The following is a 14,167-nucleotide window of genomic DNA, read 5'->3' as shown; positions in this document are numbered from 1 at the left end:
CGACTCACCGCGATTCGACGTCTGCAGCGACTTTGGCGACAAAATCCCTCGATCCCTTCTGCGAGACGCCCTCGGCGAAGAGCGCGCGATGCAGTGCGACCGCGTCTTCGAACACGCGCCGCATCTCCGCCTCGATGCTGTCGAACAGCCACCGTTTGCTGCTCGCGAAGGCCTGTGAGGGCGAGGACGCCAGCTTGCGTGCCACCGCGATCGCCCGTTCCCGGACCCCGTCGGCCTCGACCATCTCGTCGACGATGCCGAGCCGCAGGAGTTCCTCCCCCTCTACGAGACGAGCGCTCAGGGCGAGCTCCCGAGCACGCATGTCGCCGAGCGAACGGCGCATGAGCCATGCGCCCGTGATGCTTGCGAGGCCGTTGGCGACCTCCGGCTGACCCATCCGCGCAGTGGTCGACGCGATGCGCGCATCGCAGAGCAGTGCGAGTTGGAAGCCTCCGCCCGCAGCGACACCCGGGATCGCTGCGATGACGGGCTTGCTCGTCGTCCACACGGTGCGGTAGAGATCCTCGAACTCCTCGACCCATGGCACCCCGTCGTCCCAGCTCGCACTCTCATTGAGATCCTGACCTGCGCAGAAGGCGTCTCCTTCGCCGGTCACGATCACGGCCTCGACGGTATCGTCGGCCTCATGCCGTCTGAGCCCTTCGAGGAAGCGCTCGCGCATGCTTCGAGTGAATGCGTTGAGCTTTCCTGGCGTGCTGAAGACCAGGTATCCGATCCCGTCCTCGACGTAGACCTCTGTCGTTCCCATGGGAATCTCCTTTTCGATTAGTGGCTGAGCACCGAGTTGAGAAAGCTCCGCGTTCTCGGATGCGTCGGAGCCTCGAAGATGATCGAGGGGTCGGCGAACTCGACGACCTTGCCTCCCGAGAACATCGCGACCCGATCCGACACGTCGCGCGCGAAACGCATCTCGTGCGTGACCGTGAGGATCGTGATGTCCGTCTCGCTGGCGAGGTTCTTCACCACGTCGAGCACCTCCCCGACGAGCTCGGGGTCGAGCGCCGACGTGATTTCGTCGAGCAGCAGGATCTCGGGTCGCATCACGAGCGCGCGGGCGATCGCGATGCGCTGCTGCTGACCGCCCGACAGCTGCCGAGGGTAGGCGTCCTCCTTATCGGAGAGACCTACGAGGGCGAGATACCTGCGCGAGGCCTCGACGGCCTCGTCTCTCGACATCTTCAGCACCGATTGCGGCGAGAGCGTCAGGTTCGCCAGCACGTTCATATGCGGAAACAGGTTGTATTGCTGGAAGACCATGCCGCAGCGTCGCGCGAGGTCGGGGCGGGATGCGACCCCGGGCTTCAGCTTGCCCTCCGCCTCGGTCGGCAGCTCTTCGCCGAGTATCTTCAGCGATCCGCTCGTGACCGACTCGAGCTGCATCGCCATGCGCAGCACCGTCGTCTTACCGGATCCGCTCGGACCGATCAGCGACACCGTCTCGCCCCGCGCGATACTGAAATCGAGCTCGTCGAGCACCCGGTTGTCTCCGAACTCCTTGACGACGTCGCGGAAGTCGAGGGCGGGCACCGCGGTGGAAGCACTATCGTTCATTTTTCACCTCGAGTTTGTGGAGAACGGCGATGAATGGCAGGTTGAGCAGCAGGTAGATCACAGCGGCGATCGTGTACGGCTCGAGGTACTTGAAATTGTTGTAGCCGGCCATCTGCGCCTGGCCGAGCAGGACGGGCACACCGATGGCGAACAGGAACGACGACTGCTTGTAGAGCAGCAGCACGTAGTTCATGAGCGACGGTGTCACCGAGCGGATCGCCATGGGCATGAGAACTCGACGCCATTGCACCGAGCGCTTCAGTCCGAGCGCCTGGCAGGCGTCGTGAATCGAACTCGGGATCTCGGCGATTCCGCCGCGATACACCTCCGAGCAGTAGGCCGCATAGACGATGCCCAGCACGAGGATGCCGACGACGAGCGGAGAGAACATGATGCCCACCTGCGGCAGCACGTAGAAGCCGAAGTAGAGCAGCACCAGGATCGGTACTCCGCGGAACGTCTCGACGAACACCCGCAGCAGCCAGGTGATGACACGCGGAGAGTCGTTCGTCGCGATCGTGAGAAGCAGGCCGCCTCCGAGGGCGATGACGGCAGATGCGAAGGTCACGATGATCGTGAGCAGCGCGCCCTGCAGAAGGAGCGGCAGGATCTGCAGCGAGTAGTCCCAGTCCCAGGTCATTTCGACACCACCTCCAGGAGGGCGGTGATCGGTTTCAGTTCAGCCTTCTTATGAGCCCGGTTCGCGGGCAGCAGCGCCTCGATCACGCGGAAGACGAGTGCCGTCAGGTAGCAGAGACCGATGTAGACCAGTGCGACGAGCAGATACACCCACATGCTCTCCTGCGTCAGACTGCGTACCGTGCCCGCAGCGAAGAGCAGATCCTGCACTCCCACGAAGCTCACGATAGAGGTCCACTTCACGACGTCGACGGCCAACGATCCGAAGGCCGGGACGATCTGCACGAGGGCCTGGGGGAAGATGACGCGGAAGAGCGCGACCGGCTTCGACAGGCCGAGGGCGTGCACCGCGTCATGCTGAGCCCGCGGCACCGCTTGCAGGCCCGACCTGACGATCTCCGCGCCGTACGCACCCGCGCCCAACGAAATGACGAGCACGCTCGCGGTAAGGGGGCTGAGCTGCGGGGCGCCCGGGATCAGCGGCAGCGCGTAGTAGATCCAGAACAGATAGATCAGCACGGTTGCGCCGCGCAACAGCTCGACGATCGCGAACCCCGCCCGCCGCACCGGGCGCGGCCGGCTCGACCGCACCACGCCGAGCACCGCGGAGACGATCATCGTGCCCCCGATGCTCAGCAGCGCCACCTGGACGGTCACCCACAGTCCACTGAGGAGGATGGGGAGATACTCGAGAGTCTCGAACATGACGAACAGCGTCAGCAGCTCGGCACGACGTCGGAGGGAGTGCTGACGCTTTCCAGAATCTCGCGGTTGGTGAAGCCCCACTTCTCGTAGAGATCTCCGAGCTCACCGCTCTCTCGCATCTCGTTCAGCACCCGGTCGAAGTCCTCACGCAGCTGGGAGTCCTCCTTGCGCATCCCGACGCCGATACCCATGAGCGGAGTGTCGAGATCGGGCATCACCTCGAGGCCTCGTTCCTCCGCATCACCGATGCTGAACTGGCCGAGCAGGATCGCGTCTCCGCGCCCGTTCGTGAGCGCATCCACCGCGGCCTGCGCATCGCTCACCGCAGCGACGCGGCCGCGGTCGATGCCCTGGTCGAGCAGGTACTTCTCCTGGGAGGACCCCTGCAGCGCGATCAGCTTCACCTCGTCCCGGTCCACGAGCTCGGCGACCGAACTCAGTTCCTTCGGGTTTCCCTCGGGCACGTAGAGCGCGTCGTTGTTCACCGTGATCGGGGCGGAGTACCCGATCACCTCGCAGCGTTCGGGCGTATATGTGAGGCCACCGGGCAGAAGGTCGAACTGCTTCGCCTGGAGTCCGGGAATCATCGCATCGAAGGTGGTCACGGTCGTCTGGATGTCGGTGACCCCGAGCTCGCCCATGACCTGCTTCACGACGTCGATCGAGTACCCTTCCGGATCACCGTTCTTGTCGGTAGCGGCGTAGGGCAGGAGCTGAGCGATCGCGATGTGCACGCTCTCCCCCGAACCGCCGCTCTGCCCCTCGCCCGCATCGCCGCCGGAGGCTGCGGTGCACGCGCTCAGGCAGAGGAGCCCCGCAGAAGCGACGGCGATGAACTGCGCGCGCCGAGTAATGGTCTGATGCATGATGAACGACTCCTTTGTCAGGTGGTGAGTGGTAGGTGGTACAGCCCCTCAGCAGCTATACAACAGCGCATTCTTCGGGCTGTCCAAGACTTGCTTCGCACCCTAGGAATACCCAAATGGTATCGTTGCCGAATGGACATCCATCATCTTCGAGCCTTCCTCGCCGTCGCGGATGAGCTCCATTTCGGACGGGCTGCAAAGCGTCTGCGCATCAGTCAGCCACCCCTGTCGCGCAAGATATTCGATCTGGAGAAGGAGCTCGGCGTCCGTCTGTTCGAGCGCAGCCCCAGGAAGGTGTCCCTGACGGCGAGCGCCGAGAAGCTTCGGCCCCTCGCCGTCGCCGCCGTCGCCGCATTCGACAAGGCCGTCGAGGCGTTCACGCCGGGGCAGAGCCTCAGCGGCCGAAAGCTCAACGTCGCGCTTCCCGGCGACACCGCCTCGTCGCTCGAGCCCTGGCTGATCCGTCGAGCATCCAGTCAGCAGATCCGGCTCACCGTTCACGAGATGAACTCCAAGCAGCAGATCGAGGCACTGCTCGGGGGCGAGATCGACCTGGCCGTGCTCCGTGCACCCGTCGACGTTCCTGGCGTCCGTCACTCGCCGATGCTTCGCAAACCGCTTGGGGCAGCACTCGCGGCGGAGCACGCGTACGCTTCCAAGCCGTCGCTCAGCGTACGGGACTTCGACGGATTCCCCCTGGTGCTGTTCCCGCGCGATCTCTCCCCCGGGCTGCACGACAGCACACTGGAGGCGGCGGCCTCCTACGGCTACACGCCCACGGAGATCGAGTACTGCCTTCGCGCTTTGACCAGCCGCCTGCAAGTATCCGGAGGCGTCGCCTTCGTGCCTGCCGACTACCAGTTCATGTCACCGGGCGCGACGGTCTGGGTACCCCTCGATGACGACATGTCATGGCATACCGTCGTCGCCTGGCGCGAGCATGACGAGTCCTCGAGCACGCTGATGGAAGTGGTCACCCATCTCTTCCACGGGCTCCAACTCGAAGACGGCTGGGCACGGGTGCCTGAACTGCCCGGCGGCGCGGCGTAGCGCGGCCGCCGTCTGTTCTCGCGCTCAGCTCTTCCGAACGAAATCGCTCATCTTCCGCTGCGGCTCGCCTGAACCGTACGCTCGGCGGTGGATGCGCTTGGCCGCTTCGAAGGCCTCGACGAAGCTCGCCTCGGTGAGATCGCGGATCCGCTGCTTCGTGAGACGGACGGCCCCCTGCGGCAGCGCCGAGATTCGCTGACCGAGCGCCCGTGCCTCGCTGAGCGCTTCACCGGGCTCGGCGAGGAAGTTCACCAGGCCGAGGCTCTTGGCCTCCTGAGCGTCCACGAGTTCGGCGCTCAAGGCGAACTCCGCCGCCTTGCTCAGGCTCATGATATTCGTCATCGCCCACAGGCCCGTGACACTCGGGATGCCCGAACGCGCCTCGGGCTGCCCCAACCGAGCTCGCGCATCGCCCACGCGGAAATCGGCCAGCAGCGCCAGTTGGAAGCCCGAGCCCGCCGCTACTCCATTGATCGCAGCAATGGTGATCTGATCCAGTTCGCGCACGGCGCGGTAGAGCTCCTCGAATGAATCGATCCATCGATCCGCAGCATCGTGGTCGCTCGGATCGGTGCCGGCGCTCTCCCCGAGATCCTGCCCCGCGCAGAAACCCCGCCCGGCGCCGGTGATGATCACGACTCGGCAACTGTCCTCCTCGCCGACCGAGCGGAGCGTCTCCGTCAACCGTCGCCGCATGTCCGCAGTCCAGGCGTTGAGCTTCTCCGGCCGGTTCAGAGTGATCACCGCGTGGTCATCGTGGCGCTCCAGAAGGATCGTGTCTGACATCGTCGCTCGCTTTCGGTCTCGTGGGTTCGTCTCACCTCAGCACGGCGGCTTCGACGGTGTCCAAGACTTAAGACGCAACGCAGCCATACGGTATTGGTATGACCGCTCTGCTCGGGGCAGAGAGTCCGTCTCTGCATCCGTGCTACTTTGGCAACCGGTACAGCACCCGATACGCCTGCAATCTCGCAGGGCTCGATATCGCTCGAGCTCTGCGAACATCTGGAAAGGGACCCCGGTGCTGACACCCCATTCGGACTTCGGCTTCATCCATCTGCTCGACGAGAAGGCGCGGACACATCCCGAGGCGGTCTACGCGACGTGCGAAGGCGACGCGCTGGACACTCGGACGCTTCGATCGAATGCTTTGCGGTGGCAACAGTTCTTCGAGGATCAAGGCCTGAGCGCGGGCGACCGCGTCGGCTTGATGCTGAACAACTCGTTCGACGCGATCGCCATCCTCTTCGCACTGCTGCGCACGGGACTCGTCTGGCTGCCGATCAACCCCGCGCTGAAAGGCTCGAACCTCGCGTATCTCATCAGCCATGCGGGTCCGCGACTCGTCATCGCAGAGGCATCGCTCGCCGAGGCGTACCTCGAAGCCCGTGCAGGTAGCGATCCGGTTCACGCTTCCGGCTCGTGCTCCGGCGCCGATCAGGATCTCGATTCAGCGAGAATCCCTGCGAAGGACGCCCTCCTGGTGCGACGCCTCGCACCATCGAGCTTCTCCGTCGACCTGCCCGCCGAGCGAGATGTATCGGCGGGCCCGCTCTCGGTCCGCAGCAGTGCGCCGGCAGCGCTCATGTACACCTCCGGCACCACGGGTCCGCCGAAAGGTGTCATCGTCTCGCACGCCATGATGCGCATCGCCGCCGAGGGCGGCCTCATCGCGTCGCAGGGCGAGGACGGCGACGTCTTCTTCTACTGGGAGTCGATGGGGCATATCGGCGGTGCTCAGGTGCTGCTGTTCCCGCTGCTGCGCGACATCACGCTCGCAATGGTGCCGAGGTTCAGCGCATCCCGCTTCTGGCAGCAGACGCGCGAGGCTCGAGCCACCCACATCCACTATCTCGGAGGAATCCTGCAGATGCTGCTCAATCAGCCGTCCAGTCCTCGCGACCGGGAGCACCCGGTCCGGGTGGCGTGGGGCGGCGGGTGCACTCGTGAGACGTCCCTTGCGTTCCAACAGCGGTTCGGCGTGCCCACCCGCGAGTGCTACGGCATGACCGAGGCGTCGAGCATCGCGACGGTCGCCGACGGTTCCGCACCTGGCTCCGTCGGTCGTGCGCTGCCGTGGATGCGGGTGTCGATACGAGACGGAGGCGGTACGCCTCTCCCGGCGGGCGAACAAGGAGAGATCGTGCTGGAGACCGATGTCCCCGAGGCGTTCTTCTCCGGATACTTCGAGAACCCCGAGGCCACGGCAGCTGCGCTGCGCTGCGACCGTCTGCATACCGGAGATCTGGGAACCATCGATCGGAACGGCGATCTCTTCTACCTCGGGCGCCTCACCGAGAGCATCAGGTGTCGGGGCGAGAACGTGTCGGCGTGGGAGGTCGAGCATGTCCTCCTGGAGCATCCCGCGGTGAGCGGAGCAGCAGTGATCGGTGTCGACGCAGAGGTCGGAGAACAGGACATCATGGCCTTCATCGAATTCGGCGTCGTCGAGCCGCCGAGCTACCGAGACGTGGTCCGGTGGCTCGAGCCGCGGCTCGCAAGATATCAGTTGCCGCGCTACTTCAAGACCGTGACCGCGTTCGAGCGAACCGCGTCGCAGAGGATACGGAAGCATCTCCTCGACACTGGCATCGACGGCAGCTGGGACCGGCTCGGGGGTTGAAGGCCCTCGCACGCGAGAGGGCCGGTGCAGTTCGAGTGAACTGCACCGGCCCCGGTCCTGGCCCGAACCCCGAGGCTACCCGCGGGGCTTCTCGACCATCTCAGTCGTCTCGATCTCGTCGCCGATCTGGATGTCGTTGTACTTGCCGAGGCCGATACCGGCTTCGAAGTCGGTCTTGACCTCGGTCACGTCGTCCTTGAAGCGACGCAGCGACTCGATCGCCAGACCATCGGCGAGCACAACGCCGTCGCGGATGACACGAGCCTTCGCGTTGCGCGTGATGGTACCGCTGCGAACGATGACACCCGCGATGTTGCCGAACTTCGACGAGCGGAAGACCTCGCGAATCTCGGCGACACCCGACTGGACCTCCTCGTACTCCGGCTTGAGCATGCCCTTGAGCGAGCTCTCGATGTCATCGAGCGCGTTGTAGATGACGTTGTAGAAGCGGATGTCGATGCCCTCGCGCGCTGCGCGCTCGCGGGCCTTGACATCGGGGCGCACGTTGAAGCCGATGACGATCGCGTTGTCGATCGTCGCGAGATCGATGTCGCTCTCGGTCACCGCACCGACGCCGCGGTGCAGAATGCGCAGCTGCACCGAGTCGTCGACCTCGATCTTCATGAGCGACTCCTCCAGCGCCTCCACGGCACCGGACACGTCGCCCTTGATGATGAGGTTGAGCGACTCGACCTTGCCGTCCTCCAGCGCCTTCGTGAACTCCTCGAGGCTGATGCGCTTGCGGGCCTTCGCCAGCAGGGCGTTGCGCTCGGCGGCTTCGCGCTTCTCGGCGATCTGACGCGCGGTGCGATCGTCGCCGGTCACGATGAAGTTGTCGCCGGCACGGGGCACACTCGAGAGACCCTGCACGAGCACCGGCCGCGAGGGCAGCGCCTCGGCCACCTGCTCGCCGTTCTCGTCGATCATCGCCCGCACACGGCCGTAGGCCGTGCCCGCCACGATCGCGTCGCCGACGCGCAGGGTGCCCGACTGGATGAGCACGGTCGCGACCGAGCCGCGGCCCTTGTCGAGCTTCGCCTCGATGGCCACACCGCGCGCGTCCTTGTCGGGGTTCGCGCGCAGGTCGAGGCCCGCGTCGGCCGTGAGCAGCACGGCGTCGAGCAGATCGGTGATGCCGATGTCGTTCTTCGCCGACACGTCGACGAACATGACGTCGCCGCCCCACTCCTCGGCGACCAGACCGAACTCGGTGAGCTGCTGGCGCACCTTCTCGGGGTTCGCGCCCTCCTTGTCGATCTTGTTGACCGCGACCACGATCGGCACGTTCGCCGACTGCGCGTGGTTCAGAGCCTCGATCGTCTGGGGCATGATGCCGTCGTCGGCCGCGACCACGAGGATCGCGATGTCGGTGACCTGCGCACCACGGGCGCGCATGGCGGTGAACGCCTCGTGACCCGGGGTGTCGATGAACGTCAGCGCGCGGTCGATGCCGTCGTGCTCGGTGTGCACCTGGTAGGCGCCGATGTGCTGCGTGATGCCACCGGCCTCGCCGCCGCCCACGTTCGCCTTGCGGATCGCATCGAGCAGGCGGGTCTTACCGTGATCGACGTGGCCCATGACGGTGACCACCGGCGGGCGGGGCAGCAGGACGTCGTCACCCTCCTCCTCGAGCTCGGCATCGATGTCGATGTCGAAGCCCTCGAGCAGCTCGCGGTCCTCGTCTTCCGGCGAGACGATCTGGATCTTGTAGCCCAGCTCGTCGCCGAGGATCTCGAAGGTCGCCTCGTCGAGCGACTCCGTCGCCGTCGCCATCTCCCCGAGGTGGAACAGGATCGTCACGAGGTTCGACGCGCTCGTATCGATCTTGTCGGCGAAGTCGGAGAGCGAAGCACCACGGCGCAGACGGACCAGCGTGCTGCCGTCGCCGCGGGGTACCTGCACGCCGCCGATCGACGGCGCCTGCCGCATCTCGAACTCTTGCCGCTTCGCCCGCTTCGACTTACGAGCCTTGCTCTTCGAGCCGCCACGACCGAACGCGCCGGCCGTGCCGGCACCGCGGCCGCCGCGGCCGCGACCGGCGAAACCGCCACCGGGACGGGGGGCGCCGAAGCCGCCGCCACCGCCGGGAGCACCGCCGCCCGGGCGGTTGAATCCGCCACCGCCGCCGGAACGCCCGCCGCCCGGGCGACCGCCGCCGGGGCGACCGGCTCCGGCGCCCTGCGGACGAGGCGCGGGCCTCGGGATGTTCCCCGGGTTCGGCCGGTTGCGGCCGCCGCCCTGGTTGGGGGTGAACGCGTTGTTGCCGGGCCTCGGCGGGCGGGGGATGCCCATGCCCTGACTCGAGGCGAACGGGTTGTTGCCCGGGCGGGGACCGCCGGGCTTGGGGGCGCCGGGGCGGGGACCGCCGGGCTTCGGAGCCGCAGCGCCGGGCTTCGGACCGGCCTTGGGGGCCGATCCCGGCTGGGGCGCGTCAGCGGCGGGCTTCGCCGGCTCGGCCTTCGGCGCCTCGGGGGCGGCCTGCGGCTTCGGAGCCGGCTTCGGGCCGGGCTTCGGGGCCGCAGCCTTCTTCTGCGCGGGCTTCGCGTCGCCCTTCGATGCGTCGTCGCCCTTCGGCTTCGCGACGCCTTCCGCCTCGAGGGCGGCCTTGACCTTGCGCGCGACCGGGGGCGCGACGCTGGAGGAGGACGCCTTGACGAACTCTCCCATATCCTTCAGCTTGGCCAGGACGACCTTGCTGTCGACACCGATCTCCGCAGCGATCTCGTGTACGCGTGGGTTTGCCACTTTTCTCCTGTCTGGGTTCACGCCAGACAGGCGAGAACCATAATTATCGGACGGGCCTCATTTTGAGCCGCTCATTAGTTGTCCATGAGTGTTTTCAGCCTGTTCTCTAAGGGGCTGGTGTCGGGCTTCCCCGACACCCTCAGCGCACGCGAAAAAGCTCCGCGCGACACCGCTTTGCTCAGACACTCCGCCGTGGGATGCACCCAGGCGCCTCGGCCGGGAAGCGCTGCCCGCTCGTCGACGATGAATCGACCCTCGTGCAGCACGACTCGGAGGAGATCTGCGCGCGAAGCACGTCGGCGACACGCGACACAGGTCCGAACCGAATCCATCTTACCAGCTTCCCTCTTCCCAGTCTTCCCGCGGCGTTTCTCGGCGCTCCTCGCCCGGGTCGCCCGGCGACCGGGCCCGCCGGGCGGCCGAGAGCCTCAGTCGTTCATGATCGAGTCCGGCTGGATATCGATCTTCGCGCCCGTCAGCTTCGCGGCGAGGCGGGCGTTCTGCCCCTCCTTGCCGATCGCGAGCGAGAGCTGGAAGTCGGGCACGAGCGCCCGCACCTGCTTGAGCGACTCGTTCAGCATGAACACCTCGGTCACCTTGGCGGGCGACAGGGCGTTCGCGACGAACGCGGGCAGATCCGGCGAGTAGTCGATGATATCGATCTTCTCCTCGCCGAGCTCGCTCATGACGGCTCGCACCCGGCTGCCCATCTCGCCGATGCAGGTGCCCTTCGCGTTGATCCCGGGCTGCTTCGCGCGCACGGCGACCTTGGTGCGATGCCCCGCCTCGCGGGCGAGGGAGACGATCTCGACGATGCCCGAGCCGAGCTCCGGCACCTCCCGCTCGAAGAGCTTGCGCACGAGACCGGGGTGCGTGCGCGAGACCGTGATCTGCGGCCCCTTCAGCCCCTTCGAGACGCTCGTCACGTAGACGCGCAGGCGCATGCCGTGCGGGTAGGATTCACCGGGGATCTGCTCCTCGGGGGGCAGGATCGCCTCGAGCTCGCCGAGGTCGACGTGGATCATGCGCGGGTTCGGCCCCTGCTGCACGACTCCCGAGAGGATCTGCCCCTCCTTGTCCTTGAAGGCGCCGAGCACGGCGTCGTCGGAGAGATCCCGGAGGCGCTGGTTGATGACCTGCTTCGCCGCGCTCGACGCGACGCGGCCGAACTCGTCGGTCGTGACGAGCGCCTCGCCGATCACGACTCCCTCGTCGTCGAGTTCGGGCACGAACACCGAGATGTCACCGGTCTTGCGGTCGAGCACGACGCGCACCTGGTCCTCGGCGGGCACCGGCATGTTCTGGTTCTCGGCGTGCTTGAAGTAGGCGGAGTGGATAGCCTGCTCAATGATCTCCGCGAGTTCCTCGAAGGGGATCTCCTTCTCGCGCTCAAGCCCGCGCAGCATGGCGAGGTCGATTCTCACTGTGGCCTCCTTATTCAGATGTGAGTCCCGCGTTCGCGGGTCGATCGTACAGAATACCGCACTCCTTCCGTCCGTTCCCGGGATCGCCCGATCCGTCGCCTCCGAGCTCACAGGCCGCGTCGGGCCACCCGTCGGGACGCGCCACCTGCACCGGGACGACGCGCCCGTTCTCGATCGCGAACCCCCTGCCCGGTGGAAAATCGGCGCGCCTCACTCGACCGAAAGGCTCCCGGAAGGGGGTCTGCCCCTCGCCTTCGTCCGGCTGCAGCGCGAGGCCCCACCCGGGCTGCCTGAGCGCGGCGAGGAGCTCCCAGATCGCGCCGGCGGTTCCCGTCTCGAACTCGAAGAGCACCAGGGCGGGCGAGCGGCGAGCGGCCTTCGCCAGCGCCACCAGCTCGGGCAGCGCCCGGGTCCCCTCGGCCTCGGCAGGACGTTCGACGGCGACGAGCGGCGCGCCCCGCTTCTCGCGCAGTGCACCGGCGAGCTCCCTCGCCGCCGCACCCACCTCCTCCTCGCCGCATGCGATGCGGTCCCACGCGCCCGCGAGCGCCAATCCGTCCGAGGTGAACGTCAGCAGGATCCGTTCGGACATCGCCGCCTCCCGTTCCGCACGGCGCCCGGCCGCTTGAACGCATGCGAGCATCGCGGTCGAGAGGCCCGATCCGGCGGGGCCCGAGACCACGCCCAGCCCGTGCCCGGGCAGCCCCACGGGTTCGAGGCTCCGGGTATCGATCCCGTAGGCCGGGCGTCCGGCGGCGTCCGAGTCCAGATCGCGGAGCGGGATCGTCTCGGGGGCGTTGCGGATCACCGGCGCCTGCTGCACGCCGTCCGCCCGGAGGGACGCGGCGATGCGCTCCAGCCCCGCGGCCTGACCGGCATGATCCGCGGCTCCCTCGATCAGCGCGAACTGCAGTTCGTGATGTCCGCCCGCGGTCAGCGCCCTGCCGGGAGGCGCGTTCTCGAGCGCGTCTGCCGACACGCTCAGCTGCGCGTAGTCGTGCCGGTCGGCGAGCCGCATCGCGTAGCGCTGCTGCAGGCCGGCGGACATCGCGGCGGGGATCGCAGCCGGGCGATCGCAGGTCACGACGACGTGAACGCCGACCGACCGGCCCCGCACGATGATCTCTCCGAGCACCTGCGCGGGCGACGGCTCCGGGATCGGAAGGGGCGCCTCCGCAGCCTGCCGGAACGCGGCGAATCCGTCGACCAGGAGCACGATTCTGGGCTCCTCAGGATGGGCGCGGCGATAGTCGGAGAGCGTTCCGGCTCTAGCTGAGGCGTAGCGGGGGCCCCGGTCGGCGACGACGGCCAGCACGTGACGCAGCACCCGCGCGACCAGCTCGGCATCGGCGAGCGGGGCGACGGCCCCGACCGTGGGCAGTGCGCTCAGCGCGTCGAGCGCACCCCCGCCGGCATCGACGGCGTAGATCTGCACGGGATGGCTCGTCGTCGCGCTGAGAGACGCCGTCAGGGAGAGCAGGGCGCTCGTCTTGCCGGTTCCGCTCGCGCCGACGATCGCGATGCTCCCGACCTCCTCGAAGTCGATCGCGAGGGGCGTCTGCCGCTGCGCCTCCGGCTCGTCGCGGAGACCGACCACCGCAGCGTCGGCTCCTCCCGGAGGCGCCGCCTCCGCCCGCCGCCGCACGTCGTCCAGGTCGAGGAGCTTCGGCAGCGCATCGAGCCAGGGCCTTCTCGCCGCCCCGATGCCCGCCGCTCGAGCCGCCAGCGCGATCCCGTCCCGGAGCCGTTCGATGTCGCGCACCGGTTCTGAGGAGCCCGCACCGGCGGACGCGGGATCGGGAGGGATGTCCCAGGGCGCCTCCTCGGCGAACCCGAGAGAGCGGACCTCGATGTCCGGGCCGCACTCGCGCCCCGAGGTGCGGCCGCCCAGGTAGCCGCACTGGAAGCGGCTGACCCGTCCCGGGCCGATCTTGATCGCCCCGCGGCCCGGGAAACCGGGGTCGAAGAAGGCGGCGTCCTTCGCGCCGATGACGTCGGTGCTGTCCGCTTCGTCGGCCATGCGCAGCGCCACGCGCAGGTTGGTGTTCGCCCGCAGGCTTCCCGTGATGACCCCTGCCGGCCGCTGCGTCGCCAAGACGAGATGCAGACCGAGAGACCGCCCCCGCTGCGCGATGTCGACGACCCCCGGGACGAACTCCGGCACCTCGGCGGCGAGCGCCGCGAACTCGTCGACCACGATGACGAGGGACGGCGGCGCTGCGGGGTCGGAGCGGCCTTCCATGGCGAGGAGGTCTTTGGCGCCGGCGGCGGCGAGCACCTCCTCGCGGTGGCGCAGCTCCGCCCGCAGCGAGGCGAGCGCCCGGCGCACGAGGTGCGGGCTCAGGTCGGTGACGAGCCCCACGGTGTGCGGCAGGCCTGTGCACTCGGCGAAGGCGGCGCCGCCTTTGTAATCCACCAGCAGGAAGTACCGTAAACCACGACACGCCAGGATGGTTGCATGGAGATCGCAAGTGCCGGCTTCTGAGCTAGCTCGATACATCGAATCGCGAGCACAGTAGTAGGAGTTACCCCCAGGAAGGGGA

Annotated in this window: 12 protein-coding genes; 2 read left to right on the top strand and 10 right to left on the bottom strand. The window is 67.4% G+C overall.

What is annotated here, in order from left to right; translation table 11 throughout:
* Window positions 1–4 precede the first annotated feature (4 nt).
* From JD276_RS04575 to JD276_RS04555, 5 genes are read right to left on the bottom strand one after another with little or no spacing between them, the layout of a single operon-like run.
* Complete coding sequence (locus JD276_RS04575) at window positions 5–769, bottom strand: enoyl-CoA hydratase/isomerase family protein (RefSeq protein WP_200114348.1); 765 nt, start codon at window positions 767–769, stop codon at window positions 5–7.
* A 17-nt stretch (window positions 770–786) separates the two neighbouring features.
* Complete coding sequence (locus JD276_RS04570) at window positions 787–1,572, bottom strand: amino acid ABC transporter ATP-binding protein (RefSeq protein ID WP_200114347.1); 786 nt, start codon at window positions 1,570–1,572, stop codon at window positions 787–789.
* On the bottom strand, window positions 1,562–2,212 hold the full coding sequence (locus tag JD276_RS04565) for an amino acid ABC transporter permease (RefSeq protein ID WP_200114346.1): 651 nt from the start codon (window positions 2,210–2,212) through the stop codon (window positions 1,562–1,564). The genes JD276_RS04570 and JD276_RS04565 overlap by 11 nt, the downstream gene beginning before the upstream one ends.
* Window positions 2,209–2,916: an amino acid ABC transporter permease gene (locus JD276_RS04560; RefSeq protein WP_200114345.1), complete on the bottom strand. Its 708-nt coding sequence runs from the start codon at window positions 2,914–2,916 to the stop codon at window positions 2,209–2,211. The genes JD276_RS04565 and JD276_RS04560 overlap by 4 nt, the downstream gene beginning before the upstream one ends.
* Before the next feature lie 11 nt (window positions 2,917–2,927).
* Window positions 2,928–3,782, bottom strand: coding sequence for a transporter substrate-binding domain-containing protein (locus JD276_RS04555; protein WP_200114344.1), 855 nt, complete (start codon window positions 3,780–3,782; stop codon window positions 2,928–2,930).
* Window positions 3,783–3,914: 132 nt separating this feature from the next.
* On the opposite strand from JD276_RS04555, the gene JD276_RS04550 reads away from it, so the two are divergent.
* Window positions 3,915–4,832, top strand: coding sequence for a LysR family transcriptional regulator (locus tag JD276_RS04550; RefSeq protein WP_200114343.1), 918 nt, complete (start codon window positions 3,915–3,917; stop codon window positions 4,830–4,832).
* Between the two features lie 24 nt (window positions 4,833–4,856).
* Here the strand turns inward: JD276_RS04550 and JD276_RS04545 are convergent, their stop codons facing one another.
* On the bottom strand, window positions 4,857–5,618 hold the full coding sequence (locus tag JD276_RS04545) for an enoyl-CoA hydratase/isomerase family protein (RefSeq protein WP_200114341.1): 762 nt from the start codon (window positions 5,616–5,618) through the stop codon (window positions 4,857–4,859).
* Here JD276_RS04545 and JD276_RS04540 point away from each other — a divergent pair.
* Entirely contained in the window at window positions 5,608–7,455 is a 1,848-nt protein-coding gene (locus JD276_RS04540) for an AMP-binding protein (RefSeq protein WP_200114339.1), read from the top strand. The two genes, JD276_RS04545 and JD276_RS04540, sit on opposite strands and share 11 nt — an antisense overlap.
* Window positions 7,456–7,530: 75 nt before the next feature.
* Here JD276_RS04540 and infB read toward each other — a convergent pair whose 3' ends face one another.
* The 4 genes from infB to JD276_RS04520 all read right to left on the bottom strand — a co-directional run bounded on the left by infB (window position 7,531) and on the right by JD276_RS04520 (window position 14,040).
* Window positions 7,531–10,200, bottom strand: coding sequence for a translation initiation factor IF-2 (gene infB, locus JD276_RS04535; RefSeq protein ID WP_200114337.1), 2,670 nt, complete (start codon window positions 10,198–10,200; stop codon window positions 7,531–7,533).
* 74 nt (window positions 10,201–10,274) lie between these two features.
* Complete coding sequence (locus JD276_RS04530) at window positions 10,275–10,532, bottom strand: YlxR family protein (protein ID WP_200114336.1); 258 nt, start codon at window positions 10,530–10,532, stop codon at window positions 10,275–10,277.
* Between the two features lie 96 nt (window positions 10,533–10,628).
* Entirely contained in the window at window positions 10,629–11,624 is a 996-nt protein-coding gene (gene nusA / locus JD276_RS04525) for a transcription termination factor NusA (protein ID WP_200114335.1), read from the bottom strand.
* Between the two features lie 10 nt (window positions 11,625–11,634).
* On the bottom strand, window positions 11,635–14,040 hold the full coding sequence (locus JD276_RS04520) for an FtsK/SpoIIIE domain-containing protein (RefSeq protein ID WP_307866447.1): 2,406 nt from the start codon (window positions 14,038–14,040) through the stop codon (window positions 11,635–11,637).
* Window positions 14,041–14,167 lie beyond the last annotated feature (127 nt).

It is taken from the genome of Leucobacter chromiisoli, assembly GCF_016522505.1.
GTDB lineage: Bacteria > Actinomycetota > Actinomycetes > Actinomycetales > Microbacteriaceae > Leucobacter > Leucobacter chromiisoli.
Note: the sequence above shows the minus strand (reverse complement) of the source record. Positions and strands in the feature narration are given on the sequence as shown.

Excerpts from the sequence above, each read along its gene's own strand:
- JD276_RS04565 (WP_200114346.1), bottom strand. The coding sequence starts at position 2,212 with ATGACCTGGGACTGGGACTACTCGCTGCAGATCCTGCCGCTCCTTCTG.
- JD276_RS04575 (WP_200114348.1), bottom strand. The coding sequence starts at position 769 with ATGGGAACGACAGAGGTCTACGTCGAGGACGGGATCGGATACCTGGTC.
- JD276_RS04560 (WP_200114345.1), bottom strand. The coding sequence starts at position 2,916 with ATGTTCGAGACTCTCGAGTATCTCCCCATCCTCCTCAGTGGACTGTGG.
- JD276_RS04555 (WP_200114344.1), bottom strand. The coding sequence starts at position 3,782 with ATGCATCAGACCATTACTCGGCGCGCGCAGTTCATCGCCGTCGCTTCT.
- JD276_RS04550 (WP_200114343.1), top strand. The coding sequence starts at position 3,915 with ATGGACATCCATCATCTTCGAGCCTTCCTCGCCGTCGCGGATGAGCTC.
- JD276_RS04570 (WP_200114347.1), bottom strand. The coding sequence starts at position 1,572 with ATGAACGATAGTGCTTCCACCGCGGTGCCCGCCCTCGACTTCCGCGAC.
- JD276_RS04545 (WP_200114341.1), bottom strand. The coding sequence starts at position 5,618 with ATGTCAGACACGATCCTTCTGGAGCGCCACGATGACCACGCGGTGATC.
- JD276_RS04530 (WP_200114336.1), bottom strand. The coding sequence starts at position 10,532 with ATGGATTCGGTTCGGACCTGTGTCGCGTGTCGCCGACGTGCTTCGCGC.